Genomic DNA, 26,858 nt, shown 5'->3' with positions numbered 1-26,858 from the left:
ATGGGCGCTAACAGGACGACGTCCACTATTTTCTTGCAAATGAAACGATCTACTCACGCGCGTGGGCGCAGGTTTTCCGAATCGTAGGCGCAAGTGTCGATCACCTCGCCCTCACGCAGTTCGTTGTGGATTTTCACCTGAAGCTTGGTGCCCGGTGCGGTCAAATCCTGCGGCACCAGCGCCATCGCGATGTCATGCTGACAATAATACGAGAACCCGCCAGACGTCACACGCCCAACGATCTGACCGTCATGATAGACGGCCTCGTGCGCGATCACGGATGTGTCGCAGAAGGGCAGTTTGAGCGTGATTAGTGTCTTATATCCGCCATCTTCCTTCTGTTTCAACAAGGCGTCCTTCCCGATGAAATCCCGATCTTTCATCGCCACGAAACGCCCCAGATCCGCCTCGAACGGCGTCAAGTCCTTGCAAATCTCGCGGTTGATCGCGCGATAGGATTTGTCCAGCCGCATGCTTTCCAGCGCCAGCGCCCCGAAGGGCCGCACGCCTGCCTTTAACAGCAAATCGACGATGTGGCGGTTGTAGTTCACGGGGTGGTGAATTTCCCAGCCCAGTTCTCCGGTATAACTGACCCGCAGAAGGCGCACGCCCTTGGCATAGCCGACCTCGCCCATCTGGGCGGACAACCACGGAAACGCCTCGTTCGACAGGTCATTGTCGGTCAGCGGCTGCAAAATCTCGCGCGATTTCGGACCTGCTAGCGCGACGACGCCGTATTGCTCGGACACATCTTCCATCTGCACCGAGCCGTCCTTCGGCAGACGCTTGGACAGCTCGTCCCAGTTATAGACCTGCCCGTTGGGGGTCGAGACCAGATAGAACGCATCCTCGGCGTCGCGCACAATGGTGTATTCGGCGTCCATCCCACCGCGCTCGTTCAGCATCAAAGACAGCGTCATCCGCCCCACTTTGGGCAGCTTGTTCGCCATCAACCCGTCCAGCCACGCCGCCGCCCCCGGTCCGCGCACCGTGAACTTGGTCATGGGGGACATTTCGATGAAACCCGCTTCCTCGCGGGTCGTTTTCACCTCGCCCGCGACATGATCCCAAGCGTGGGTCTGGCGGAAAGACGCAGCCGGAATTGCCTCATCGGGCGAGGGCGCGAACCATTTGGGGAACTCATAGCCGTTATAGGTCGTCCAAACCGCCCCCTTAGCGGTCAGCAAATCATACGAGCCAACAGTCCGCATCGGGCGCGCGGAATACAGATCCTCGCCGGGGATATGCGCATGCATATGGGTGCCCCACGTCTCGCGCACCTTGTCCATCGTCCAGCGTTTCGAGGCGTAGTCGCCAAACCGGCGCGGATCGAGTTCCGACATATCAATGGCGGGACGCCCATTCAGGATCCATTGCGCCAACTGATTGCCTACGGTGCCGCCCCACAGGATGCCACCGGGCATCCCTTCGGCCAGCCACAGGTTGTCATGCCCCGGCGCGGGTCCGGCCAAGGGCAGTTCGTCGGGCGTCATCTGGAACGGGCCGCGGGTATTGGCCTTGATGCCGACTTCGCCCAAAACCGGGACGCGTTCAATGGCGCGTTCCCACTGGGTTTCTACGGCCTCGAAGTCTTCGGGCAGAAGATCGGCGCCAAAACTCGGGGGCACGCGGTCCTCGGCGAACAGCTTCAGGTCTTTTTCGAACTCGTAAGGGCCGAACTGAATGCCGCCGGTATCCTCGCGCAGATAGGCGCCGTAGTCCTCGTCCCGCAGGATCGGGTACTCCGGCAACCCTTCCTTCTTGCGGTCGATCAGATGCGGTACGGTTTCGGTGGTCCAGTATTGGTGCACGATCGGGATGCAGGGCAGGTCAATTCCTACCCGACGGGCGTTTTCCCGCGCATAGTTTCCAGTAGCGAAAATCAAGTGCTCACACGTGATTTCGCCTTGATTAGTGACTACTTTCCACAATCCATTGTCGAGCTTCTCGTAACTCTGTGCCTCGGTGTTCTGGTAAATCTTCGCCCCCGCATCACGGGCCAGTTTCGCCATCGCCTGCGTAATATCGGCCGGGTTCACATAGCCGTCTTCGGTATGCAGAATGCCGCCCTGAATGCTGTTGCTTTGGTTCAAAAGCGGATGCACCTCGGCGATTTCTTCCGGGGTCAGCAGCTTGCAGGGCACGCCCGCCGCCTCGGCCACGGACAGATAGCTTTGGAATTCATCCCAACGCTCGGGCGTGTTGGCGACGCGCAGCTGCCCGACCTTCTTCAGGCCGACTGACGCGCCCAGCTTTTTCTCAACCTCGGTATAGATGCGGATCGTTTCCAGCGTCATTTTTGACACGTTGTGCGACCGCACAAAGGTCACCAAAAGCCCCGCCGCATGCCAGGTCGATCCCGCCGTCAACTGCGTGCGCTCCAACATCACCGCGTCCGAGCATCCGTGTTCCGTCAGCCCATACAGGATCGAGGCGCCAACGCAGCCGCCTCCGACAACAACGACTTTCGCATGAGTTTGCATGGGGGGCCTCCGGGTCTGCATTCCTGATACGAATCACTCTAGTGGCAAATCACCCCCTGACTTCTCTGAAAACGACACCTGCGTGCAGGTCAGATGACGCGAAAACCCCGCCTGAATTCACAGGCGGGGCACTGCAAGTCGACATTGGTTTGCGTCAGCCAGAATAGGCGGGGAAGGCAGCGCAAAGCGCAGCCACCTTATCCGATGCCTTGGACACAGCCGTATCAAGGGCCGAACTATCTCCGCCGGCCTCGGCGTTGATCAGGTCGGCGATGATCTCGCCCAACTGCGCGAACTCGGCTTCTTTCATGCCCCGCGTGGTGGCAGCACTTGCCCCAAGGCGCAGACCAACCCATTCCGGCGGTCGGGGGCTGTCATTGGGGATCGCGTTCTTGTTCGCGGTGATATTGGCGCGCTCCAAAACCACCTCGGCACGCTTGCCCGTCTGGCCCTTCCCGCCGAGGTCTAGAAGTACAATATGTGTGTCTGTTCCACCGGAAACGATGCGGATTCCGCGCGCGGCCAGTGTACCGGCCAAGGCATTCGCATTGGCCTTGATCTGATGCGCATAGGCTTTGAAATCATCCGTCATCGCCTCGCCCAGACAGACCGCCTTGGCCGCCAGAACCTGCGTGTGGATCGACCCCTGAACGCCGGGGAAAACCGCAGATTGCAGGCGCTTGAACCAGTCTTCGTTATTGGTCAGGATCAGCCCGCCGCGCGGACCGCGCAGGGTTTTGGTGGTGGTGCAGGTGACGATATCGGCATGGGGAAACGGCGACGGATGCGCCCCACCCGCAACCAGCCCCGCGATATGCGCCATGTCCACGTGGAACCACGCGCCGACCTTCTTGGCGATCTGCCCCATGCGCGCAAAGTCGATCTCGCGCGGATAGGCCGATCCACCAGCGATCAACAGCTTTGGTTTCAGCGACATGGCCTGTTGTTCCAGCGCGTCATAGTCGATCACCTCGGTTTCCGGATCGACCCCATAGTGATGCGGCTCGAACCAGCGGCCCGAGAGGTTAGCCTTCAGACCGTGCGACAGATGCCCCCCGGCTGCAAGGTCCAGCGACAGCACTTTGTCGCCCGGTTTCAGCAGCAGAAAGAACACCGCTAGGTTGGCCTGCGAGCCGGAATGGGGCTGCACATTGGCGTAATCGCAGTGGAACAGAGCCTTTGCGCGGTCGATCGCGGCTTGCTCGACCACATCCACGAAACGACCCCCTCCGTGGAAGCGGTTGCCGGGATAGCCTTCCAGCGTCTTGTTTGTCATCTCGTGCCCCAACACGTCCAACACCGCACGGCTGACGATGTTTTCGGACGCGATCAGCTCGATCTGATCCTGCTGGCGTTGCTTTTCGTTGTTCAGCGCATCCGCAATCAGCGGATCGGTTTGGGCGACCGGCGTATTGAATTGAAGTGTCATCTGCGTACTCGCTTTCCTGAAAGGGGTGTCGTCCTCAGGATCGGGCAGAGGGGCTGGATCGCGCAAATCAGTATTGCTATTATTTTGGTGTAGAAAAACTCAACCTAGCTGAAAGCGCGCCATGCCCGTCTCGCCACCCCGTCCGAAAGGCCCACATCTGAACGCCCTACGCGCGTTCGAGGCTGCAGCGCGTCTGGGCAGTTTCGCGGCAGCGGCAGAGGAGCTATCGGTCACACCCGGCGCGATCACCCAGCACATCAAAACGCTCGAGGCCTGGGCTGAGACACCGCTGTTCACGCGGAATGCCCGTGGCGTCGCGCTGACCCCAATGGCCGAGGCACTGGTGCCCGAGTTCACCCGCGCCTTCGACCAGCTGGGCCTTGCCGTCCATGCGCTGCGCAAACAGGTGGCCCCCAACAAGATCAAGCTGGCGACGCTGCCCTCGCTTGCCCAGTACTGGCTGCCCGCCCGTTTGGGAAAGCTGCGCCAGATCGCTCCGGATTTGCAGGTGTCCGTGATCGCCTTGGAAGAGCCGCCAAATCTGGTGCGCGAGCCCATTGATATGTCGCTGTTTTTCACCTCGGACCCCTTGGGGCCAAACGATATCGAAGTGCTACGGGATCGCATCTTTCCGATCTGCACGCCGGACGTGGCCGCCCGCCTGACCTGCCTTGAGGATCTGCGTAGTGAAACGCTTCTCCGCGACAGCACATGGTCCGACGATTGGGAGCATTGGCTGTCCGCGCAGACCGATCTTGGCGGCATCGCTTCGGGCGGGACGGAACACTCGCTATTTGCCGTCGCGCTGGAAGAAGCGCGGCATGGCGGAGGCGTCTTGATGGCCCACGAGGCACTGGTGCAGCGTTTTCTGGTCAGCGGCGAGCTGGTGCGTCCCTTCGCAGGCATTGTCGACCTTCCGCGAAAGCTGGTTCTACACCTGTCGCCCGAGATGGTCCGCTCGGATCAGCTGGCTCTGATCAAGGATGTTTTGCTGGGCAGTGCGCAATAGATCCGCGGGGCGCGCAGCCCTGCACGGATGCATTGAATCCTATCCCAGAGATACTCTGAAAGGTGTTGTAACCCCCCTTTCGCTGACATACCTTCGCGTCAATTGAACATTGAGTGCAAAGGATTATCGCACATGCAAACACTTGCCACCCGGCTGACCAGCGCCGCTTTTCTGGGCGCAACCTTCCTGCCCGGTACCGCCTTCGCGGATCTGACTACGAATGATGTTTGGCAGCATTTCCAGCAAAGCTCGACCGTGATTGGCGGCGCGCTCAGCGCCGAGACGTCGGAGCGCGGCGATGGCCTTGCGCTGCAGAACGTGACATTCGATCTGACCCTGCCGTTTGATGCGGGTTCGATCAGCTTGGATATGGGCGGGTTCGATCTGATCGACATGGGCGATGGCCGTGTCGAGGTAAAGATGCCAGAAAGCACGACCTATAACGTGACTTACACCGCTCCTGACGGCGAAAGCTTCGGTGGCAGCATGGCGGCGACCTATCAGGGTCTCAGCAGCATCTTCTCGGGCACCCCGGACAAGATCACCTCTGATTGGAAAGCCGATCAGATGGACTTTACGCTCGACGTGGCTGGCCTTCCGGCCGAGATTCAAAACATGGCCATGAGTGGGTCGATCCTTGGCTATGTCGGGCAAGCCGTGACGACCACAACGGACGTAATCACATCCGACGTCACCTTTGCCTTTGATGAGCAGAGCGTGACGGTAAATCAGGCCATGTCGATCGAGGGGGATGCCCCTGTCACGGTTGAAGGCGTCACTAAATCGGGTCGTACTGAAGGTGAAATGCGCATTGTGACCCCATCCGGCGGAATCGACCTTGCCAATCTTGCCAAGGCGCTGCGGGGCGGGTTGGTCATGGACGTGACCACCCGTATGACCGACTACAGCTCGGATCAGGTGTCGTCGCAGGGCGACACGCTGATGATGGCCCAGTCGACCTCGGCCAAGACCTATGATTCTTCCATGAAGCTGGATGCGAGCGGCCTTACGATCTCGGGCCCGGCCGAGGAACTGCGGGTTCAGATGGAAATGCCGATGATGCCGGGGCTGCCGCTGGGCGGGAATATTGCGTCGATGTCGGCCAATGTTCAGCTGCCGCTTCTGGCGGATGACAGCTTTGGCCCGGTCGCGTTCAACGTCGATCTGAACGGGCTGACGCTGGACGATATGGTTTGGGCGATGGGCGACCCGATGGGTGCCCTGCCGCGCGATCCGATCCATCTGAAGCTCGATCTGACTGGGACGCTGAAGCACAACATCGAATGGCTTGATTTCGCGAATGTCGAAGCCAGCCTGATGGCGCTGGACGACATGCTGCCGCTGGAGCCGGGCAGCGCGACTCTGAATACGTTGCGTCTGTCGGCTGTTGGGGCCGAGGTCACCGGCGAAGGTGCATTCACCTTTGATGCCAGCGATCTTGAAACCTTCCCTGGCATGCCCCGTCCGGAAGGCAAGCTGACACTGCGCTCCAAGGGCCTGACTGCGCTGGCGCAACGGCTAGAGCAGCTGGGCATTCCGGCAGAACAGATTGCGCAGTCGATGATGATGCTCGAGATGTTCACCGCAGCCGACGCCGCGAATGGCGATGATGCCCGCATGACCACGCTGGAAGTCACCGCAGACGGATCGGTTTTCGCCAACGGAATGCAGCTTCAGTAAGCTTGGCGCTTACATTTCATTGCAACGAAATAGCCCGGCAGAAGCGTTCCTTCTGCCGGGCTAATCTTTTCATGTCGACTTATCTTCGCCCGTAACTACGGGTGCAAGATATCAGCGACCGTTGTCGTTCTTGTTCGACTTACCGGGCACGCCATCGCCGCCGCCATTGCCGAAGCCGTTATTGGCTTTCGAACCTTTGCCGCCGCCGTTGCCGCCATTGCCGCCGTCTCCGCCGCCGCCGCCACCATCAGGTGTACCGCCGCCAGTTCCGTCGTCACCACCGCCGCCACCGTCAGGTGTACCGCCACCAGTGCCGTCGTCACCGCCGCCGCCAGTGCCATCTCCGCCGCCACCGGTTCCGTCGCCGGTGCCGCCACCGCCACTGCCATCACCGGTGCCGCCGCTGCCGTCGCAGTTAGACGTACAGCCCGTATCGGCCGTGGCTTGAGTTGCTGGCATCATCAAAACAGCAGCTAAAAGTGCCGCAAAAAGACCCGGAATTTTTGTACGCATAATTCCCCCTCCTAATAAATTTTCCGCCCAACCAAGCGGGTACTAATGTCTGGTTGTTCCCAATATTCTACTAAAAATGTGCCTTGCAGTCCAATATTCCGCCGCGATTCCGTCACATTCTCGCCCCAATTGAAAAGCCGGACCACCCGCCAAACGCAAAACAGGCCGGCACCAAGCTGGGCCGGCCTGTTCACAGCTTACCACGCGAAAGCAGGCAGAACGCGCCTGCAGAGCGTGTCAGATCATCCGAATAACATCTTTATCAATCGCCAGCATATAGCCGCGGCGGGCGATGGTTTTCACCAAAAGCTCGCTCATCAGCTGGTTGCCCAGCGCGTCGCGCAGACGTTTGATGCGGGTGGCACCAGCGGCCTCGTCACACTCGGACGGGTCACGGCCCGAGATCAGCCCCTCAAGCTGCGAGCCAGACAGAACATCCTCGTCCATGCGCGCTTCGGCCAAGGCAGACAGGGTTTCGATGGCCGCCTCAGTCAGCGAGAACTCCATGTTGTTCAGATACACGGTGCGCTCTTCGCGGCTGATCAGAAGCGAGTTCACTTGAATACCGGCGCGCTCGATCTCGCCCATGCGGCGGTTCAGGCCGAAGATGGTCAGAAGGAACAAAAGGGCCGCCACCAAAAGCGCGGTGGCAAAGATCAGCAGCACGAATATCACCATGCGATAGCTGGTCAGCGTATCGGCAAAGGCGGTGCCGGACTGGGCCAGAATCTCAAGCAGCTTGATCTCGGCCCCAGAAGTCAGCCCGTCATTTTCCACAAAGATCTGTTCAACCCGCGCGTTAAATGCATTCGCATCCGGCAAGGTCATGAACAGGAACACAGCCGCCACCAGCAGAATCACCACAATCGCAACAATCCCAATGACAACCACGCGATTCGAGCGCTTCAGCGCATCAGTAGCGAAGGAAGAATTTTCCGGCACTTTCTTTCCTTTCCTCAAGACCTGTGGCGTCAAATATGGATTGGACTTTCAGAAGGGACCAGCCATTGGCCTCTAGCCGGTCACTTATCTGCCGACGCGCGGCCTTGCGATTGTCGCAAGCGTCATCGGACAGCTCGATCACACCATAGTGGAGCTTTAGCGGGTTATCCCGTTTGGCCTTGTAATCGGCATAGCACGCGGCCTGAGCCGTAGATGCCATGGCGACAAGAAGTAAAGTAAGAGCGGTACGTTTCATCATGGCCTGACCATGCGGCGCGAGGGCTGGTTATTCAATAACAAACCCCGCCATGAGGCGCTGATAGGGGATAACACGCCCCCGTTATTGCCTGTCTTTCAGGGGGGTCCGCATGTTGGGGGCATGACAAGCGCCTGCTTGCGCCGACCCAACAGGAAGGAGGATCCCATGGTCCTGAATTCAATGCCCCGCTCTTTTGTGAAACTTGTTCTTAGTGCTGCTGTCGCGGCGACTCTGGCCGCTTCCCCGGTTCAAGCCCGCGACGCCACGCGCGGCGATGACAGTGTCGCGATCATCGCAGCCCTTTTGGGGCTGGTCACGCTTGGTGTGCTGTTGTCCGGAAATGATGACGAACCGTCCTACCCCTATGGACATGTCTCGCGCCCCTATACGCCGACCTATCCCGATCGCCCGCATCGTCCGCACCGGGTCAGCAAGTACCGCATGCTGCCTGCCAGCTGTCTGCGTGAATACCGCACCCAAACCGGGCGCAAGATCATGTTCAGCAACCAATGCCTGAACAAGAACTTCAAATACGCCCGAGATCTGCCCCGCAGTTGTGAAAGCACGCTGGTCGTGAAGAACCGCAAAGGCATCTACGTCACCCGCCGGGGCTATTTGCCTGAATGCCTCAGCAAACGCGGCTACCGCGCAACGCGTCGCTACTAAGAATATCGAGCAGCGGCGCGGCGGTCCCTTTCACTTCACGCGCCGTTAAACTTGGCAGAGGCTTCGGCCTCTGCCCTTTTTGCTTGCGGGGCTCGCCGGTTTGCGCCACCTCACATGGATTCCAGTTCTTATTGGATCGCTTGTTCGCTGCCTCTCCCTTCGGTCGAACGCGAAAAGCGATGCTTGACGTTTCAGTAAAAACTGGAAACGCATGTCACATGACAAAAACAGTTCCTGATTTCAGCTTCGAAGCCGCCGCGATGACCCGTGGCTATCACTCTATCGCCGGCGTGGACGAGGTCGGGCGCGGCCCGCTGGCCGGTCCTGTCACCGCCGCCGCCGTTATTCTGAACCCCGATGACATCCCCGAGGGGCTGAATGATTCCAAGAAGCTGTCCGCCAAGCGACGCGAGGCGTTGTGGGACGCGATCCATGAAAAGGCCTGTGTGTGCATCGCCCATGCATCCGTTGAAGAGATCGACGAGCTGAACATCCTGCGCGCCAGCCATCTGGCGATGGAACGCGCGGTGGCTGGGCTGTCGCAACAAGCGGACTATCTGCTGATCGACGGAAACCAAACCCCGCGCGGACTGACCGGGCCATCTGAAACTATTGTGAAAGGCGACGCGCGATCCGTGTCGATTTCCGCCGCATCCATCGTGGCAAAAATTGCCCGAGATCGGATCATGGTGGATTTGGCGCAACAGTTCCCCGGCTATGGCTGGGAGACGAACGCCGGATACCCGTCAAAAAGCCACAGGTTGGCGCTCCAAAATCTTGGTGTGACCCCACACCATAGACGTTCGTTCAAACCGGTGCACAATATCTTGTATCAACAGTAAAATGTAAGTTGCTGATTCAAAAAAGAATTTGACGGCGAATCCACTTTGACTCATCCTGTTCTCATCAAAACGAGCGTGAAAACACGCCGCTGATAGAGCGCAAAAGCGCCGGTACATGAGGCAGAAATGGTAACCAAAACCAAAACGAAGGCGGCTGTAGAGCTGCCCCTGAACCAGATTCTTGATGGCGACTGCATCGAGGTGATGAACAGTCTTCCGGAAAACTCGGTCGACATGATCTTCGCGGATCCCCCCTATAACTTGCAGCTGAAAGGTGAACTTCACCGCCCGGACAATTCGAAAGTCGACGCTGTCGATGACGAATGGGACCAGTTCGACAGCTTCAAAGCATACGACCAGTTTACCCGCGCCTGGCTGAAGGCCGCGCGCCGCATTCTGAAACCAAACGGTGCGATTTGGGTCATCGGCTCGTATCACAACGTGTTCCGCATGGGCGCCGAGCTGCAAAACCAGGGCTATTGGATCCTGAACGACGTCATCTGGCGCAAGTCGAACCCGATGCCGAACTTCCGCGGCAAGCGCTTCACCAACGCGCATGAAACGATGATCTGGGCCTCGAAATCCGAAGGCGCCAAGTACACGTTTAACTATGAAGCCCTGAAGGCGCTGAACGAAGGCGTTCAGATGCGTTCCGACTGGGTTCTGCCGATTTGCACAGGCCACGAACGCCTGAAAGACGAAAACGGCGACAAAGCACACCCGACCCAAAAGCCCGAAGCCCTGCTGCATCGCGTTCTGGTCGGCGCCACCAACCCCGGCGACGTGATCCTTGATCCGTTCTTTGGCACCGGCACCACCGGCGCCGTTGCGAAGATGCTGGGCCGCGACTTCATCGGCATCGAACGTGAAGAGGCCTATCGCAAAGTGGCCGCGAAGCGCATCTCGAAAGTGCGCAAGTTCGACAAAGAAGCCCTCACCACCACGCCGTCGAAACGCGCCGAACCGCGCGTGCCCTTCGGCCAGCTGGTTGAACGCGGCATGCTGCGTCCGGGCGAGGTTCTGACCAGCCCGCGCGGGAAAACCGCAAAGGTCCGCGCCGACGGCACGCTGATTTCCGGCGAGGCCCGCGGCTCGATCCACCAGGTGGGTGCGGCGCTGGAAAGCGCGCCCAGCTGTAATGGCTGGACCTACTGGCACTTCAAGCAGGACGGAAAGAAAGCTCCGATCGACCTGCTGCGCCAGCAGATCCGCGCGGAAATGAACTAAGCAGACTTCCATTTACAACAGAATTTGCGTGGCGCGCATCAGACGCGCCCGCATCATCAGGTACCGCCTGTGCCTGTGGCCCGCCGCCACAGCACAACCTGACTGACCCTGCCTCCTTGCGAGGCAGGGTTTTTTTTGCTTTCTGGGGGCATGACCGCGATCCTCTATTCCTTCCGCCGCTGCCCCTATGCGATCCGCGCCCGTCTGGCGATTGCCAGCGCGGGTGTGAACGTTGAACTGCGCGAGATCCTTTTGCGCGACAAACCCGCCGCATTTCTGGACGCCTCGCCCAGCGCGACGGTGCCGTGTTTAGTCTCTAACACAGGCGTTTTGGACGAAAGTTTGGACGTGATGAAGTGGGCGTTGGGGCAATCCGACCCCGAAGGGTTGTCGGACATGCCTGACGCCGGACACGCCCTGATCGACCGCTTCGACGGCCCGTTCAAACGCGCGTTGGACCTGACAAAATACGCAGTACGTCATCCCGACAGCGACCCCGAAGTCACGCGGGCCGAGGCAATGGAGATACTGGGCGCGCTGGAAGACCAACTGGCCGATGGCTGGCTGTTTGGCACCCGCCCGACGCTCGCGGATCTGGCCATCCTGCCCTTCGTCCGCCAGTTCGCCATGATCGACAAACCGCGCTTCGACAGCGAGGTCACACCCAACGTTTCTGCATGGTTAGAGACGTTTTTGACCAGCGTTCGCTTGGCGTCCGTCATGAAAAAGAACCCCGTTTGGGCGGAAGGTGATGCGCCCCTGATGTTTCCTTAACGGATCACCGGCGGCGGCAGCGTGCCGGCCTTATAGGCGCTCCAATCACTCACTTCGGGATAGTGCAGCTTGCGCCACGCACGCACGCGCGGGTTCATCACGCGCCGCCAGACCGGAGGGATCAACGCCGCCATCGTCATCACCGGATAGCCATAGGGCAGCTGAGGTGCCTCGGCATCGGGATAGGTCTGCAACAGCGGGAAGCGGCGCGCGGGTTTATAGTGGTGGTCCGAGTGGCGCTGCAAATTGATCAACAGCCAGTTCGACGCCTTATGATCCGCGTTCCAGCTGTGATGCGGCATCACGCGTTCGTATTTCCCGTCGCCCAGATGTTTGCGGGTCAGGCCGTAATGCTCGACATAGTTCACCAACTCCAGCTGCCAGACGGCGACAAAGGCCTGGAACGCAAACAGCGCAAGGCCCAGCCAACCGCCGATCCAGACCGCCAGAATGATCGCCACGAACTGCAGCGTGCCATAGCGCCAGAAGGGGTTGGCGCGATCAAAAGCCGACAAGCCGCGCCGCGCCAGCATAGCCTTTTCTGCCCTCCACGCCGAAATCGGCGCTTCGGTCAGAACCCGGAAGAAAAAGCGGTGGAAGCCCTCGTTGTACCGCGCGGTCACCGCGTCGCGGGTGGTGCCAACATGGGGGTGGTGGACCAGCAGGTGTTCGGTACGGAAATGGCTGTAGAGCACGGTGGCCAGCAGCAGATCTCCCAGCCAGCGCTCAAACCGGTTGGATTGGTGCATCAGCTCGTGGCTATAGACAATGCCCACCGTGCCGGACAGCACGCCAACACCAAAGAAGGCACCGAACTTTTCTCCGGTCGACAGATGCTCGGCCCCGGTTACGTACCAAATCAGGCCGTAAATCATCACGAATTGGATCGGGAACCAGATCATGGTGATCAGGCGATACCAGAACAAATCCGCGTCCTCGATCATGGGGTCCGCGTTCTCGGTATAGCGACCGGTGATCGCGTCAAGAATGGTGTAAAGCCACCACGTCCCCAGCGGCGGCAGCAGCAGAAACCAACCCCCCTGCGTTACGGCGACGATCACCAACAAAGGCAGAGCGATCGAGATGCCGAAAGGGGCAGCGTTGCGAAAGCGCGAGATCGTGGACGCAGGAAGCATGACGTTTGTCCTTCTGTTGACGCGCAGGGTAGCGACGAAATCGCGTCCACTCAATGCGACAGATGGGTTGTCGCCACGTCAAAGGCTTTGCGCATCACCGTCGGCAGATCCGAGCGTTTGATGTCCAGAAATAGACCCTGTTCCGGCTGAACTTGCCCATCTATCTGCACAACCCGCAGCGACAGATGCAAGTTAAAATGCGTAAAAACGTGCCGAACGTCCACGCCGGGATCCTGCCAATCGGCGTCAAATGGCGGCTGCTCGACCGCGGCGTCGCCCCAATCTGCCCCCGGCCAGCCAAGCATACCGCCCAGCAATCCCTTCTCGGGCCGCCGCTCCATCAACCACTCGCCCGCCGCGTTTCGGGCCAGATACGCCACCCCGTACCGCGTGGGTTTCTTGGCCTTGGGCTTCTTCTTGGGAAGTTCGGCCTGAACACCTGCTTTCCGGGCCAAACAGTCTCTATTCCAAGGACAAATGCCACACGCGGGCGATTTCGGCGTACAGATCGTGGCCCCCAAGTCCATCACGGCCTGCGCGTAATCCCCTGCCCTTTTTTTCGGGGTTAGCGTTTCAGCCAGTTGTGTAAGCTCAGGTTTGGCATCAGGCAGAGGCGTTTCAACGTGAAACACCCGCGACATCACCCGTTCCACGTTCCCGTCCACCACCGTTTCCGGCAAATCATACGCGATGGCCGAGATCGCAGCCGAGGTATAGGGCCCGATCCCGGGAAGCGCCTGAAGCCCGTCGCGCGTGGTCGGAAATGCGCCCAGCGCCGCCACCTCGCGCGCGCATTTCAGCAGATTGCGCGCCCGGGCATAGTATCCCAGCCCAGCCCATTCACCCATGACCCGGTCATCCTCGGCATTGGCAAGGTCCTGAACCGTGGGCCAAATCGCCATAAATCGGGTGAAATAGTCTCTAACCGCGGCGACGGTAGTCTGCTGCAACATGATCTCGGACAGCCAGACGGCGTAGGGATCCGGCACCACACCCAGCGCCCGGTCGCCCGGACTGACGCGCCACGGCAGATCGCGGGCATGGCGATCGTACCAGTCCAAAAGATCGGCAGTTTTCGGCACGTCACGCACGTGTTATCTCCTATCCGTCGTTTGTTCTGGCATAGCAAAGTGATGCGCCTAGAATAAGCGAAAAGAAACGAGTCACATCTATCTGCCAAATGGAAAAGCCCAAAGCATATCCCCGCCGCAAAAAGGGTTTCGAGCGTACCTCGTCCCTGCTGTCGGCCCGGATTCGCAAAGCCAGCGAAACCCGCGGCTTTGCGGTGACGCGTGTGCTGACCCATTGGGCAGAGATCGTGGGCGAGGCGACGGCCGGCATCTCGCGTCCCGTGGACATTTCCTATGGGCGCGGCGGTATGGGTGCGACGTTGACCGTGCTGACCACGGGCGCGCAGGCACCGATGCTGGATATGCAAAAGGACCAGCTGCGCGAAAAGGTGAACGCGGTCTATGGCTATAACGCCATCTCGCGCATCCGGATTACGCAAACGGCGGCGACCGGCTTTGCCGAAGGGCAGGCCCAGTTCACCCACGCCCCGAAGAAACACCCCCAACCTGACCCCAAAGACTTGGCCCGCGCAACGGACGCGACCAAGGACATAGGTGATGACGGGCTTCGCTCTGCGCTCGAGCTTTTGGCGCGGAACGTCATAACAAAAAACAAACACAAGGCTTAAACAGATGAATCGTATCCTTCCGATCCTGATCGCAGCGGTGATCGCCATTGGCGGCGCGTTCTATATGACGCAAAATAACGGCTCGCTACCCGGTGTGTCCGTGGCCGAGGCACAAACCAGCGACGCAGCCATCGAACCCGCCGCCGATATGGTCTTGGGCGATGAAAACGCACCGCTCACCGTGATCGAGTACGCGTCTTTCACCTGCCCCCACTGCGCCAACTTCCACAAAGACACGTTCAAGAAGCTGAAGCAGAACTATATCGACACCGGCAAGGTCAAGTTCGTCCACCGCGAGGTCTATTTTGATCAGTTCGGCCTGTGGGCGGGCATGATCGCGCGTTGCGGCGGCGACGAACGTTACTTTGGCCTGGTTGATCTGATCTATGGCGGTCAGAAAGACTGGATCGCCGACGGGTCGCCCACCACCATCGTGGCCAACCTGAAGAAACTGGGCCGCACCGCTGGCATGACGGACGAGCAGATGGATGTCTGCCTGCAGGACGAAGACTCGGCCCGCAGTCTGGTGGCCGCCTATCAGCAAAACGCTGGCGCGGACGAGATCACCGGTACCCCGTCCTTCATCATCGACGGCACCAAATACTCGAACATGAGCTACAGCGATTTCGCAGCGATCTTGGACGAGAAGCTGGGCGAATAAGCCACTTGGGATTGGGTCTATTCGACCCTATCCCGCCAAAATACGCGCGAGCGCCGCGTCAACTGCGCTCCAATCCTCAAGCTCCAATCGCACTGGCACGGTCAGCACCTTGCGACGGAACCCGTCCGGCAGGCGCACGGCGTCTTTCTCGGTCGTCACCAGTTGCGCGCCCAACGTGGCGGCCTCAAGCTCCAACCGCTTCATCAACGCGTCCGTCAGGGGCTGATGATCGGCAAGCGCCTCGGCCCGCAGCAGGTTGGCGCCCAGATCGCTGACGGTGGCAAAGAACTTCTCGGGCAGGCCGATCCCGGCAAAGGCCAGCACGTCCATCCCGTTCCAATCCATCCCAGTTTGAAGCGGTTCAAGCTGTCCGGTGACATGCGGACAGGGGATCGTTTTGCCCCATTTCTGCTGGAATAGGGTCTGTGCGCGGGCGTGACCAACCGATAGCAGAAGGTCGGCACGCTTCATCCCGGCAGCCACCGGTTCACGCAAGGGGCCAGCTGGAATGCAGCGCGCATTCCCGAAACCTTTCACCGCATCAACGACGACGATGGACAGCGTTTTCCGCACGCTCGGGTTCTGGAACCCGTCATCCATCAGAATGATCTCGGCTCCGGCCTCTTCGGCGGCTTGCACGCCTTTCACCCGGTCGCGGGCAATCCAGGTGGGCGTGAAAGCAGCCATCAAAAGGGGCTCGTCCCCGACCTGATCGGCCTTGTGCTGACGTTCGTCGACCAACAGCGGCCCTTCTTCACTTCCGCTGTGCCCGCGCGAGACGATATGCACCGCCCTGCCCTGCGAAATCAGCCTCTGCGCCAGCGCAATCGTGGTCGGCGTTTTCCCGGTGCCGCCCGCATTGATATTGCCGATGCAGACCACTGGAACCGAGGCACGATACCCCTGATCCACGCGCGCAACGCGGCGCGCGGTGCCAAATCCGTAAAGCCACCCCAAAGGCGACAGCAAACGGGCGCGCCAACTGGGTTTGTCTGGGTCCGTGAACCAATAACTGGGTGTGCGCATCAAAGACCCTTTCGACTTTCGGCTTCGTCCAGCAAATCCAACAAGCGCCTCATCAGGAACTCGCCAACTTCCGCACCTTTGGTGGTGACGTCCCACGCGGCCATCGCCATCTCGGCCGCTTTGTCGGGGGCCAATAGATGTTCGATCTCGAGCGCCAGAGTTGCGGCATCACGCACGCGGCGCGCAGCACCCGCGCGGGTCAGACGGTCAAGCGAGGCCGCGTGCCGTCCTCCGTCAGGGCCATACAGCACGACCGAGCCCAGCGATGCAGGCGCCAATGGATTTCGGTTCGCCCCACCTGCCAAAGTCCCCCCGATCAAGGTGATCGAGGCCAAATGCATCCACAGCGCGCACTCATCGTCGCGATCAACAACAAATATCTGATCATCGCGATGCGGATAGTCGTCTTTGGACCGCGACGAGATAATCCAGCTGTCCTGTTCAAGCTGCGTGGTCAGCTCAGACGCACGGGCAGGATCCTGAGGGATCATCACCAGCAAAAGCCGATGCGACTTGCGGATCAGCAGACGGTGCGCGGACAGAATGGCGTTTTCCTCACGCGGGTCCACACCAGCAGCCAGCCAAACCGGCCGCGCGTCCAGTTTCTGCGCAATGCGGTCGCGTTCCTCGGTATCGCAGTTGGGAACTTGGCTAAGCGGCTGCAGAATGCCCGTGACCTCAATCTTCTCGGACGGGACGCCAAGTTGCAGCAATTCACGCCGAGAAGCGCCATCTTTGGGCAGAATAGAGTCTATCTCGACCACAGCGTCGCGCAACGCAGACAGCTTGAACCGCTGTGTCAAACCGCGATCCTGCGGCGCGCGGGCGCCAAGCCAGATGACCCGTATACCCGCCGATTTCAGCGCGCCATGCACCACCAGATCGATCTCGGGCAGCATCCAGATGACCACGTCTGGCTGCCAATGCTCCAGAAAATTACGGACCGCGGCGGGCTCGAACCTGGGGCTGAGCTGATACAGGGCGTCATGCGGGACGGCATCGGCCGTCTGCGCGCCCTGCGTGGTCAGCAGCAAGGACACATCGCCCATTTCCGCCTGCAAAGGAGGAAGAAGCGATGACAACGCCTCGACCTCGGAAAGATCGGGGAGGCAAGCCCAGATGAGCAACCCATCTGGGCGCGGTTGATCGGATTTGCCTCGCCGCGCGTGTGCAACGGTCTGCGCGGCATCGTCCTGCGCCGCACGCTCGGACGCGCGGCCCTTAGAGGACGCCTTGCCCTGCAATGCCTGCAAGCGTCGCAATAGCGATGATCGGATCAGCGACATGGCCTGCCTTTTCTTAATACGCCCAACCGGCGCAGGTAGCGTGTGTCAGATTACGGGAAGCCGCGACAGGGGGAAAGACGCGATCAGTGATGCCATTCGCCATGGGCCAACATGGAAATTTGCTGGGTAATCCGCGCGAAGCTGCGGCGTGCGCGCTCGGATTGGTGGCGGGCGCGCAAATAGCCGTGCACCAACCCAGCTTCGTTGAACCAAGCCGCTTTTCCGCCAGCGTTCAGAATGGCGTCACGGTAGTCGCGCCCATCATCCGCCAAGGGATCGCATTCCGCTGAAATAGAGACTGTTGGAGGCAGGTCGCCAAAGTCCATATCCTCAAGCGGGGCTGCCGTGGGATCTGGCCCGTCAGGCGGTGTTGCAAAGCGAATCTTGTTGTAGAATTTCATGTCTTCGATCGAAAACAGCGGCGCGTTGGCGTGGTCTACATAGGAGCCCTTCGTCATATCTCCGCCCAACGCTGGATAGATCAGGACCTGTCCGGCAATTTTAACCTCTCCACGCAGGGCATGGCATGCGGCTGCGGCAAGGTTTCCGCCCGCGCTGTCACCAGTCAGTATAAGCGGTTTGGGCCAAGTTAGAGCCACATATCGCACGACGGCCAGCGCATCCTCGAACGCGGCGGGGTGGGGATGTTCCGGGCAGAGGCGATAGTCGGCGCTGACCACACGCAACCCGGTTTGATCGGCAATCTCAGCGCAGACATCATCGTGGCTTTCCAGCCCGCCGACCACGAACCCGCCGCCGTGGAAATAGACCACGGTGCCCTGTGGGTTGTTTGGCTCATAGATGCGTGCCGGAACGGTATCGATCCGCTCGTCCCGCACGGCCAGCCCTTCGGGATAGCCCGCGAAGAAGGCGCGGCACATGGTGTTGTAAACCTCGCGCTGCTGGGCCGCGGTGCGGTTCACCGAATCCGGGGGATAATGGGCGTCCGTCTCGCGGATGAAGCGCCAGATTTCGTCGTCGATCAGCTTTGAATAATCCATGCCCGCAGGCTAGGCGGCATGATCCAGCTTGGCAAGCTGACGTGCGGACAGCCAGCTGGCGGCAGACAGGGCGGCGGCGGTGCCAAGGCACAGGGGCAGGCCCCCAATCTGATAGGACAAACCAGACAAGAGCGTGCCGATCAAGCGCCCAGCGGCGTTGGACATATAGTAAAAGCCGACATCCATCGTCACACGCTCGGCCTTGGTGAAGGCGAGGATCAGATAGGAATGGAGCGAACTGTTCACCGCGAAAACAAAGCCAAACACCAGAAGGCCCGCGACCAGAACGGGGGTTAGCCAAGGGCCGGGGAACAGGGCGGCGACGGTCAGCGCGCCGATTACCAGTGTCAGAATGCCGACCCAGAGTGTCGCGAGGCGGGGGAAATCATGCGGGTCGCGCTGTGCGGCCTTTAGCAGTTTCGGCGCCCACGCCTGCACGGCACCATAGGCGATGATCCACACCGCCATGAAGCTGCCGATCAGGAAAAACGCGCTGCGGTCGCCCGCATGGGTGCCGTCCGAGACAACGGCGTGGAAGTACACCGGAATGCCCACGACGAACCACACATCGCGCGCGCCGAACAGGAACATACGCGCCAAGGACAAGCGGTTGATCCGCACGTCTTTCGACCAAACTTGCGAGAATTTAGCTGACTTAGAGCCTTTCGGAAGCCCCGCCGGCATGAACGCCACCACGCCAATCAGGATCGCGCCCAGCACAATGGCCATTGCGATGACGGACGGCGTGAAGCCGATCAGCGCCAGCAACGCGGCCCCCATCAGGAAGCCGAACCCTTTTACCGCGTTCTTCGAGCCGGTCAGGATCGCCACCCAACGGAACAGCCCGTCGCCCTCGGGCGCCAGCAGCTTCACCGCGCTTTTCGATGACATCTTGGACAGGTCTTTGGCGACACCCGACATGCCCTGCACCACCATCACATAGATGACCGAGGTCACGACCGCCCAGTCTGTCGACAGCTGTGACAGGGCGATCAAGGCCACAATCTGCAGGGATAGACCCGTATAGAGCGTCGACGTCAGGCCGAACCGTGCGGCGATCCAGCCTGCAGACAGGTTGGTCACAACGCCCATGAACTCATAGAGCAGGAATAGCCATGCCAAGGTGAAGGGCGAGAAGCCCAGCGTGTGGAAATGCAGCAGCACCAGCATCCGCAACGCTCCATCTGACAGCATAAACGCCCAATAGGCGGCTGTGACGGCGATATATGCGGCAAGCCCCTTTTTGGGCTCGGTTAGGGTCACATCTGGGCTCCGACCATGCGAGCGACATCGGCCAGACGGCAGGCGTAACCCCATTCGTTGTCGTACCAGGCATAGATCTTCACCTGCGTGCCGTTGATCACCATCGTCGACAGCGCATCAATGATCGAGCTGCGCGGGTCGTTGGTGTAGTCGGCGGACACAAGCGGGCGTTCCTCGTAGCCCAGAATGCCGTTCAAATCGCCCTCGGCCGCTTCTTTGAAGAAGCTGTTGATTTCCTCGGCGGTTGTTTCGCGCTCGACTTCGAACACGCAATCGGTGAGCGAGGCATTCAGCAGCGGAACCCGCACGGCGTGGCCGTTCAAGCGCCCGGTCAGCTCGGGAAAAATCTGGGTGATCGCCTTGGCCGACCCGGTCGAGGTCGGGATCAGCGAGTTCAGCGCGGACCGTGCGCGGCGCAGGTTCTTAGCGGGGCGGTCCACGATGGTTTGTGTGTTGGTCACGTCATGGATGGTGGTCATCGAGCCGTGCTTGATGCCGATGCGATCCAGCAGCACTTTCACAACCGGGGCCAGACAGTTCGTCGTGCAGGACGCCGCCGTGACCAGATCATGCCCATCATACAGGTCATGGTTCACGCCATAAACGATGTTCAGGGCGTTTTCTTCCTTGACCGGGGCCGACACGATTACCTTTTTCACGCCCGCTGCGTAATACGGGGCCAGTTTTTCGTTGGTTTTGAACGCGCCGGTGCAATCGATCACCATGTCGATGCCCATTTCCTTCAGCGGCAGGTCTTCCAGCGTCCACGATCCGGTCAGCGCCATTTCCTGGCCGTTGATCATGATGCTGTTTTCACCTGCCGAGAACTCGGCCGGCCAGCGGCCATGCACGGTGTCCCACTCCAGCAAATGCGCGTGTTGTTCGGCATTGCCGACGGGGTCGTTCAGCAGCACGATCTCTCCGGGGGCACCATTGTCGATCAGGTCCCGCAGAACCAGTTTGCCCATGCGGCCAAGTCCGTTGATTGCGATACGTGTCATGTCATGCCCCTTTCGATGGTTCCTTCCTGCGCGGAATATGTCGAAGGCGTAACAGATTTATGACGCTGCAAACAATGGTGTCAGAGCGAGGCGCGCGGGGACAAGCTCATCGCGTGGGACGCGGTTTCCGAGGTCTGAGTCAGCGAGATCACATTGCCCTGCGAATGGGTGGAATAGCCTGTGTTAGAGACACCTGGGACCACCTGAACCTCGGCCCCCTGCCCCGTCAGACGCGCGATCCACGACTTTGCATCTGCGCGGCTTGCGGGGTCACCCGAGACCAGCCAGACCACGCGACGGCCAGCGTTCGCCATCCCGGCATAGTCGGTCAGCGCGGCGTCATCTGCGGTCATGCGAGTCGCGTCACGGCGGGTCAGCGCCAGAATATCAGCATTGGCCGTGGCATCGTGGATGATCACATCGGCACGCTGCATCACGGACAGCGCACGGAAGGTCAGCAGATCCTGCGCACCCGATCCGATGCCCACCAGCCAAATCCCACCCTTCTGATCCGGATCTTCACCGGTCAGGGACTGGTCGATCAGCTCTTCCGCGCGGTCTTTGTCCCCAGCCAAGAAGGCATCGCCAATCGGGCCTTCGATCATCTGTTCCCAGAACCGGCGACGGGCGCGACCCGAGGTAATGTGATCCTCGATCTTGCCGCGAAAACCGCTAAGGAAGCTGGCAAGGCGGCCATATCCAGACGGTAAAAGCGACTCGATCCGCGCGCGCAAAATGCGGGCGATGACGGGCGCGGCGCCTCCGGTCGAGATGGCGATGGTGACCGGGCTGCGATCAACGATCGACGGGGTGATGAAATCACACAGCGGCTTCACATCCGCGACGTTCACCAGCGCGCCTTCGGCTTTGGCCGCGGCGTGCAGGAACTCGTCCCGTTCGGGGATGTCGGACGCGCCATAGGCGATGATGCAGTCCTTGAAATCGTCCTTTTCCGGCAGGCGCGCATGATGCGTCACGCCCGGTCGCTGCAGCAATCCCAGCAGTTCGGCCTGCGGGTTGGGTTCAAACACATGCACGACAGCACCGGCATCCAAGGCACGTTCAACACGCCGAGCAGCGGTCGTACCACCCCCGTCTATGACCACTTTTCGGCCCTTTATATCCAGAAATATTGGCAGGTGATCCATATCGCGCCTCCGATGAGTTGCGTGTGATATGCACCCGGATGGGAAATATTTCCATAGATTCACCAATCTTGACCATTTGAAAAGGACGGAACGCGCATCAGACGGCCCCATGAGGGTCATTATTCCGCTTCTGGCGATTTTTCTGGTCCGTTTTTGCGGCCCAATCGTAGACTCGAGCGAGTCGCCAGCACCCAAAATCTGGCTACATCCGCAAGAGCTTCTGGACCTACCGCACCCCCTGTCCAAATCGGCATTTTAAGAACAAGACCAACAGGATCGCGCCAAAGACGCGTCAGCCAACCAAGCCGCAAAGCGGCCAAGGAACAGCAAACGTGATGAGTAAACCGGAAAACATCCAGATCGACACCTCTCCACCCGTCTCGGACGAGGTGCGCAAGACGACCTGCTATATGTGCGCCTGCCGCTGCGGGATCAACGTGCACATGAAAGACGGCAAGGTCGCCTATATCGAGGGCAACCGCGATCACCCTGTGAACAAGGGCGTTTTGTGCGGCAAGGGGTCCTCGGGGATCATGCAGCACTATGCGCCGTCGCGTCTGCGCGCGCCGCTGAAACGCGTCGGCCCGCGTGGATCGGGCGAGTTTGAAGAGATCTCCTGGGACGAAGCGCTGGAGATGGCCGTCGGTTGGATGGGTCCACTGCGCAACGAAGACCCCTCGAAGCTGGCGTTCTTCACCGGTCGCGATCAAAGCCAAAGCTTCACCTCGTGGTTTGCGCAAAGCTATGGCACGCCGAACTATGCGGCGCATGGCGGGTTCTGTTCCGTCAACATGGCGGCGGCCGGCATCTATACGATGGGCGGCGCGTTTTGGGAGTTCGGCCAGCCCGACTGGGATCGCACCAAGCTGTTCATGCTGTTTGGGGTGGCGGAAGACCACGACTCGAACCCGATCAAGATCGGTCTGGGCAAGCTGAAAGAACGTGGCGCGCGTGTGATTGGCGTGAACCCGATCCGCTCGGGCTATAACGCGATTGCGGATGAATGGGTGGGGATCACCCCCGGCACGGACGGTCTGTTCATCCTTGCATTGGTGCACGAGCTGTTCCGCGCAGGCAAGGTCGATCTGAACTATCTGTCGCGTTACACGAACGCGGGCTTTATCGTAAATGAAGAGCCTAACACAGCGGAAACCGGCCTTTTCATCCGTGGTTCGACCGGCAAGCCGCAGGTTATCTGCCGCAAGACCGGCAAGCTGGCGGACTATGACACACCCGGTGTGATGCCCGATCTGGCGGCGATTTATGAGTCCGAGGGCCAGACGCATCGCCCGGTCTTCCAGATGATGGCGGAACGCTATTTGTCGGAGGAATATGCCCCCGAAGCCGTGGCCGAGCGCACCGGCGTGTCTGCAGACAAAATACGCTCTATTGCAGCCGAACTTGCCCGTGTGGCGTTCGAGGAAGAGATCGTTCTGGATCAGCCCTGGACCGATTGGAAGGGCGAGAAACATGACAAGATGATCGGGCGTCCGGTCAGCTTCCACGCGATGCGCGGGATCTCGGCGCATTCGAACGGCTTCCAGACCTGCCGCGCGCTGCATGTACTGCAAATCCTGCTCGGCTCGGTCGAAGTTCCGGGTGGGTTCCGCTTCAAACCACCCTACCCCAAACCGGTCGAGGCACACCCCATTCCGCATGTTGGCGTGACGCCCGGCCAACCGCTGAACGGACCGCATCTGGGTTTTGTCCGTGGTCCCGAGCATCTGGCGTTGAAAGATGACGGAAGCCCAGCGCGGATCGACAAGGCTTTTACGTGGGAAAACCCGATGTCCAGCCACGGGCTGATGCATATGGTTATCTCAAACGCGCATGCGGGTGATCCGTACAAAATCGACACACTGTTTTTGTATATGGCGAACATGGCGTGGAACTCGTCGATGAACTCGTCCGAGGTGATGCGGATGCTCACCGACAAAGACGAGAATGGCGATTACGTGATCCCGCACATCATCTATTCCGACGCCTATAGCTCGGAAATGGTGGCCTATGCGGATTTGATTCTGCCTGACACGACTTACTTGGAGCGTCACGACTGTATCTCGCTGCTCGATCGCCCAATTTGCGAGGCCGATGGCGCGGCTGATGCGATCCGTTGGCCGGTGGTTGAACCCGACCGCGACGTGCGCGGCTTCCAGACGGTTCTGATCCAGTTGGGTGTGAAAATGGGCTTGCCGGGCTTCGTGAACGAAGATGGATCCGCGAAGTACGAAGACTATGCCGATTACATCGTCAATCACGAACGCCGTCCGGGTGTTGGACCGCTGGCCGGATGGCGCGGTGAAGATGGCAACGGCAAAGGTCGAGGAGAGCCTAATCCAGCCCAAATCGACAAATATATCGAAAATGGCGGCTTCTGGATCAACCACGTGCCCGAGAACGCCAGCTTCTATAAACCGTGGAACAAACACTATCAGGAATGGGCGGTGAAACGCGGGATTTTCGACGTGGAAACCCCCTATGTCTTCAGCCTGTATGTCGAACCCATGCGCAAGTTCCAGCTGGCAGCAGAAGGGTTCGGAGATCGCCAGCCCCCCGACAATCTGCGCGCGCGGATTGGCGAAACGATGGATCCCCTGCCGATCTGGTACGAACCGTTTGAAGAGGGCAATGTCGACACTGACGAATACCCGATCCACGCCCTAACCCAGCGCCCGATGCACATGTATCACTCGTGGGGCACGCAAAACGCGTGGCTGCGACAGATTACCGGGAAGAATTACCTCTACCTGCCCACCAAGATCTGGGAGGAGCATGGGTTTGAGGATGGCGATTTCGCCACCGTGTCGTCCGTGCATGGCCAGATCACCGTCCCGGTCGCGCATCACGCGGGCCTGAACGGCAGCACGATCTGGACCTGGAACGCCATCGGCAAACGCAAAGGTGCGTGGGCGCTGGATGAGGACGCACCAGAAGCCACGGATGGCTTCCTGCTGAACCACCTGATCAGCGAGCTTCAACCACCCAAGGGCGATGGTCTGCGTTGGTCAAACTCGGACCCAATTACCGGGCAAGCCGCATGGTTTGATCTCCGCGTGAAAATCGAGAAATGCGAGACTAAACCAGCGGAAAGCCAGCCTGCGTACCCGCCGATCAAGTCCCCTGTGGGCAAAGGTCCCAAAACTGTGGCGAGGAAGATCTGATGACTGCTTTGCCATCGAAAACCGACAAGAAACTGGGTCTGGTCATCGACCTTGATACCTGTGTGGGCTGCCACGGCTGTGTGACCGCTTGTAAGGGCTGGAATACTCAGAACTATGGCGCGCCGCTGTCCGATCAGGATGCCTATGGCGCGGATCCGTCCGGCACCTTCCTGAACCGTGTGTTCAGTTACGAGGCCGAGAAATCCGGCTGCGCCTCGCAAACCGTGCATATGCCGCGGTCTTGCCTGCACTGCGAAGACGCGCCCTGCGTGACCGTCTGTCCGACCGGCGCCAGCTATAAGCGCGAAGAAGACGGGATCGTTCTGGTCAACGAGGACCGCTGCATCGGCTGCGGCCTTTGCGCGTGGTCCTGCCCCTATGGCGCGCGTGAACTGGATCGTGAAGCGGGTGTGATGAAGAAATGCACCCTGTGTGTGGACCGGATCTATAACGAAAACCTGCCGGAAGAAGACCGCGTACCTGCTTGCGTGCGCACCTGCCCCGCTGGTGCCCGCCATTTCGGAGATCTGGGCGACCCGGACAGCGATGTGTCGAAACTGGTCGCCGATCGCGGCGGGTTCGACCTGATGCCGGATCTGGGCACCAAGCCCGTAAACAAATACCTGCCGCCCCGCCCCAAGGATCAGCTGGACACAGCACCGCTGAACACGGTCGCGGACGAACCCAAGGGGTTCCTTGGCTGGCTGGACAAAGCGCTCGACAAGCTCTGACGGAGGAAACGGATGCATCCCGCACCCAGTGTTATTATCTTCACCACCTTTTCCGGGCTTGGCTTCGGGCTTTTGGCCTGGATGGGGCTTGGCATTCCCGATGTCGGCGGCATGACGCTCCTGGCGTTCTTCGTCATCGCCTATGTGCTGGCGGCGGGCGGGCTTTTGGTCTCGACCTTCCACCTTGGGAACAAGAAGAACGCGATCTATGCGTTCAGCCAATGGCGGACCAGCTGGCTGAGCCGCGAGGGCGTGGCCGCCGTCGTCACACTTCTGCTCTTTGGTCTGATCGCCCTTGCCCGCATCTTCATGGGCGCAGATATGGCGTTTTCCGGTGCAATAGGCTCTGTTTTGGCGCTGATCACCGTCTTCACCACCTCGATGATTTACACCCAACTCAAGACGATCTCGCGCTGGAACCAGCCGCTGACGCCGGTGCTGTTCTTGCTGCATGCAATCGCAGGCGGGGCGCTCTTGGCTGGGGAAGTAAAGATCGCAGGCGTGCTGCTGGCCGCCCTCGCCGTCGTGATGTGGCTTCACTGGCAGCAAGGTGACGCGCGCGCCGCGAACCGAGGCTCGCTGGGAGACGCAACCGGGTTGGGCCATCTGGGCGAGGTGCGTATGTTCGAAAGCGGCCACACCGGTGGCAACTATGTGCTGGACGAGATGGTCTATCGCGTCGGTCGCAAGCACGCGCAGAAGCTGCGGATGATCGCGCTGGGCGCGGGCGCCGTCCTGCCCGCCGCCATCCTGCTGCTGACGCCTGCCGGTCACGCCACCGCCTTCATCGCCTTGGCGCTGCATATCGCGGGCGCGATCGTCGGCCGTTGGCTGTTCTTCGCCGAAGCCGAGCATGTTGTGGGGCTTTATTACGGCAAGTAAGCCTTTTCATTGAACCTTCATCCCCGTGGGCCTATCACG

General features: G+C 60.0%; 24 protein-coding genes. 11 read left to right on the top strand and 13 right to left on the bottom strand.

Going from position 1 to position 26,858, the window contains the following annotated elements; translation table 11 throughout:
* Window positions 1–53 precede the first annotated feature (53 nt).
* Window positions 54–2,483 (bottom strand): GcvT family protein, encoded by a 2,430-nt coding sequence (locus EOL43_RS03120; protein ID WP_133485403.1) that lies wholly within the window; start codon window positions 2,481–2,483, stop codon window positions 54–56.
* Between the two features lie 154 nt (window positions 2,484–2,637).
* The gene (locus EOL43_RS03115; RefSeq protein ID WP_133485400.1) at window positions 2,638–3,912 is read right to left on the bottom strand and encodes a serine hydroxymethyltransferase; all 1,275 of its coding nucleotides are present in this window, start codon (window positions 3,910–3,912) and stop codon (window positions 2,638–2,640) included.
* A 121-nt stretch (window positions 3,913–4,033) separates the two neighbouring features.
* Here EOL43_RS03115 and EOL43_RS03110 point away from each other — a divergent pair, with 121 nt between their 5' ends.
* Together EOL43_RS03110 and EOL43_RS03105 are read left to right on the top strand one after the other, a co-directional pair.
* On the top strand, window positions 4,034–4,921 hold the full coding sequence (locus EOL43_RS03110) for a LysR family transcriptional regulator (protein WP_133485399.1): 888 nt from the start codon (window positions 4,034–4,036) through the stop codon (window positions 4,919–4,921).
* A 132-nt stretch (window positions 4,922–5,053) separates the two neighbouring features.
* Complete coding sequence (locus EOL43_RS03105) at window positions 5,054–6,601, top strand: hypothetical protein (RefSeq protein WP_133485397.1); 1,548 nt, start codon at window positions 5,054–5,056, stop codon at window positions 6,599–6,601.
* Window positions 6,602–6,712: 111 nt separating this feature from the next.
* Here the strand turns inward: EOL43_RS03105 and EOL43_RS15400 are convergent, their stop codons facing one another.
* From EOL43_RS15400 to EOL43_RS03090, 3 genes are all read right to left on the bottom strand, one after another.
* The gene (locus EOL43_RS15400; RefSeq protein ID WP_205669508.1) at window positions 6,713–7,114 is read right to left on the bottom strand and encodes a hypothetical protein; all 402 of its coding nucleotides are present in this window, start codon (window positions 7,112–7,114) and stop codon (window positions 6,713–6,715) included.
* 237 nt (window positions 7,115–7,351) lie between these two features.
* The gene (locus EOL43_RS03095) at window positions 7,352–8,056 is read right to left on the bottom strand and encodes a winged helix-turn-helix domain-containing protein (RefSeq protein WP_133485395.1); all 705 of its coding nucleotides are present in this window, start codon (window positions 8,054–8,056) and stop codon (window positions 7,352–7,354) included.
* Window positions 8,028–8,276: a hypothetical protein gene (locus EOL43_RS03090; protein WP_338068762.1), complete on the bottom strand. Its 249-nt coding sequence runs from the start codon at window positions 8,274–8,276 to the stop codon at window positions 8,028–8,030. The genes EOL43_RS03095 and EOL43_RS03090 overlap by 29 nt, the downstream gene beginning before the upstream one ends.
* 204 nt (window positions 8,277–8,480) lie before the next feature.
* On the opposite strand from EOL43_RS03090, the gene EOL43_RS03085 reads away from it, so the two are divergent.
* The 4 genes from EOL43_RS03085 (at window position 8,481) to EOL43_RS03070 (ending at window position 11,824) form a co-directional block, all read left to right on the top strand.
* Entirely contained in the window at window positions 8,481–8,981 is a 501-nt protein-coding gene (locus EOL43_RS03085; protein ID WP_133485393.1) for a hypothetical protein, read from the top strand.
* Window positions 8,982–9,199: 218 nt separating this feature from the next.
* On the top strand, window positions 9,200–9,823 hold the full coding sequence (locus EOL43_RS03080; RefSeq protein ID WP_133485391.1) for a ribonuclease HII: 624 nt from the start codon (window positions 9,200–9,202) through the stop codon (window positions 9,821–9,823).
* A 126-nt stretch (window positions 9,824–9,949) separates the two neighbouring features.
* Window positions 9,950–11,050 (top strand): site-specific DNA-methyltransferase, encoded by a 1,101-nt coding sequence (locus tag EOL43_RS03075; RefSeq protein ID WP_133485389.1) that lies wholly within the window; start codon window positions 9,950–9,952, stop codon window positions 11,048–11,050.
* Window positions 11,051–11,200: 150 nt separating this feature from the next.
* Window positions 11,201–11,824 carry a glutathione S-transferase gene (locus EOL43_RS03070; RefSeq protein ID WP_133485387.1) on the top strand — a complete coding sequence of 208 codons (624 nt, stop codon included), beginning with the start codon at window positions 11,201–11,203 and terminating at the stop codon, window positions 11,822–11,824.
* On the opposite strand, the gene EOL43_RS03065 is transcribed toward EOL43_RS03070, so the two are convergent.
* Both EOL43_RS03065 and mutY read right to left on the bottom strand, forming a co-directional pair.
* Entirely contained in the window at window positions 11,821–12,960 is a 1,140-nt protein-coding gene (locus EOL43_RS03065) for an alkane 1-monooxygenase (RefSeq protein WP_133485385.1), read from the bottom strand. The genes EOL43_RS03070 and EOL43_RS03065 overlap by 4 nt on opposite strands.
* 50 nt (window positions 12,961–13,010) lie before the next feature.
* Complete coding sequence (gene mutY / locus EOL43_RS03060) at window positions 13,011–14,051, bottom strand: A/G-specific adenine glycosylase (RefSeq protein WP_133485383.1); 1,041 nt, start codon at window positions 14,049–14,051, stop codon at window positions 13,011–13,013.
* An 89-nt stretch (window positions 14,052–14,140) separates the two neighbouring features.
* On the opposite strand from mutY, the gene EOL43_RS03055 reads away from it, so the two are divergent.
* Complete coding sequence (locus EOL43_RS03055) at window positions 14,141–14,659, top strand: DUF721 domain-containing protein (protein WP_133485381.1); 519 nt, start codon at window positions 14,141–14,143, stop codon at window positions 14,657–14,659.
* Window positions 14,660–14,663: 4 nt separating this feature from the next.
* Complete coding sequence (locus tag EOL43_RS03050; protein WP_133485379.1) at window positions 14,664–15,320, top strand: DsbA family protein; 657 nt, start codon at window positions 14,664–14,666, stop codon at window positions 15,318–15,320.
* A 27-nt stretch (window positions 15,321–15,347) separates the two neighbouring features.
* Here the strand turns inward: EOL43_RS03050 and lpxK are convergent, their stop codons facing one another.
* The 6 genes from lpxK to EOL43_RS03020 form a co-directional block, all read right to left on the bottom strand.
* Entirely contained in the window at window positions 15,348–16,346 is a 999-nt protein-coding gene (lpxK, locus tag EOL43_RS03045) for a tetraacyldisaccharide 4'-kinase (protein WP_133485377.1), read from the bottom strand.
* A complete protein-coding gene (locus EOL43_RS03040; RefSeq protein ID WP_133485375.1) occupies window positions 16,346–17,632 on the bottom strand; it encodes a 3-deoxy-D-manno-octulosonic acid transferase in 1,287 nt (428 codons plus the stop codon). The genes lpxK and EOL43_RS03040 overlap by 1 nt, the downstream gene beginning before the upstream one ends.
* Before the next feature lie 83 nt (window positions 17,633–17,715).
* Window positions 17,716–18,633, bottom strand: a complete 918-nt coding sequence (locus tag EOL43_RS03035; protein WP_133485373.1) for an alpha/beta hydrolase — start codon at window positions 18,631–18,633, stop codon at window positions 17,716–17,718.
* Window positions 18,634–18,642: 9 nt separating this feature from the next.
* The gene (arsJ, locus tag EOL43_RS03030) at window positions 18,643–19,827 is read right to left on the bottom strand and encodes an organoarsenical effux MFS transporter ArsJ (protein ID WP_420867492.1); all 1,185 of its coding nucleotides are present in this window, start codon (window positions 19,825–19,827) and stop codon (window positions 18,643–18,645) included.
* 65 nt (window positions 19,828–19,892) lie between these two features.
* Window positions 19,893–20,897 (bottom strand): ArsJ-associated glyceraldehyde-3-phosphate dehydrogenase, encoded by a 1,005-nt coding sequence (locus EOL43_RS03025; RefSeq protein WP_133485369.1) that lies wholly within the window; start codon window positions 20,895–20,897, stop codon window positions 19,893–19,895.
* A gap of 80 nt (window positions 20,898–20,977) precedes the next feature.
* Window positions 20,978–22,045 carry an NAD(P)-dependent oxidoreductase gene (locus EOL43_RS03020; RefSeq protein ID WP_166636186.1) on the bottom strand — a complete coding sequence of 356 codons (1,068 nt, stop codon included), beginning with the start codon at window positions 22,043–22,045 and terminating at the stop codon, window positions 20,978–20,980.
* Window positions 22,046–22,380: 335 nt separating this feature from the next.
* Here EOL43_RS03020 and EOL43_RS03015 point away from each other — a divergent pair, with 335 nt between their 5' ends.
* The 3 genes from EOL43_RS03015 to EOL43_RS03005 are packed head-to-tail and all read left to right on the top strand — an operon-like array spanning window position 22,381 to window position 26,819.
* Window positions 22,381–25,206, top strand: coding sequence for a molybdopterin oxidoreductase family protein (locus EOL43_RS03015; protein ID WP_133485365.1), 2,826 nt, complete (start codon window positions 22,381–22,383; stop codon window positions 25,204–25,206).
* Complete coding sequence (locus EOL43_RS03010) at window positions 25,206–25,937, top strand: 4Fe-4S dicluster domain-containing protein (protein WP_133485363.1); 732 nt, start codon at window positions 25,206–25,208, stop codon at window positions 25,935–25,937. Before EOL43_RS03015 ends, EOL43_RS03010 begins: the two co-directional genes overlap by 1 nt.
* 12 nt (window positions 25,938–25,949) lie before the next feature.
* A complete protein-coding gene (locus EOL43_RS03005; RefSeq protein ID WP_133485361.1) occupies window positions 25,950–26,819 on the top strand; it encodes a dimethyl sulfoxide reductase anchor subunit family protein in 870 nt (289 codons plus the stop codon).
* Window positions 26,820–26,858 lie beyond the last annotated feature (39 nt).

Origin of the sequence: Aliiroseovarius marinus (assembly GCF_004360145.1) — a bacterium.
Classification (GTDB): Bacteria; Pseudomonadota; Alphaproteobacteria; order Rhodobacterales; family Rhodobacteraceae; genus Aliiroseovarius; species Aliiroseovarius marinus.
This window is presented reverse-complemented; position numbering and strand designations above follow the sequence as displayed.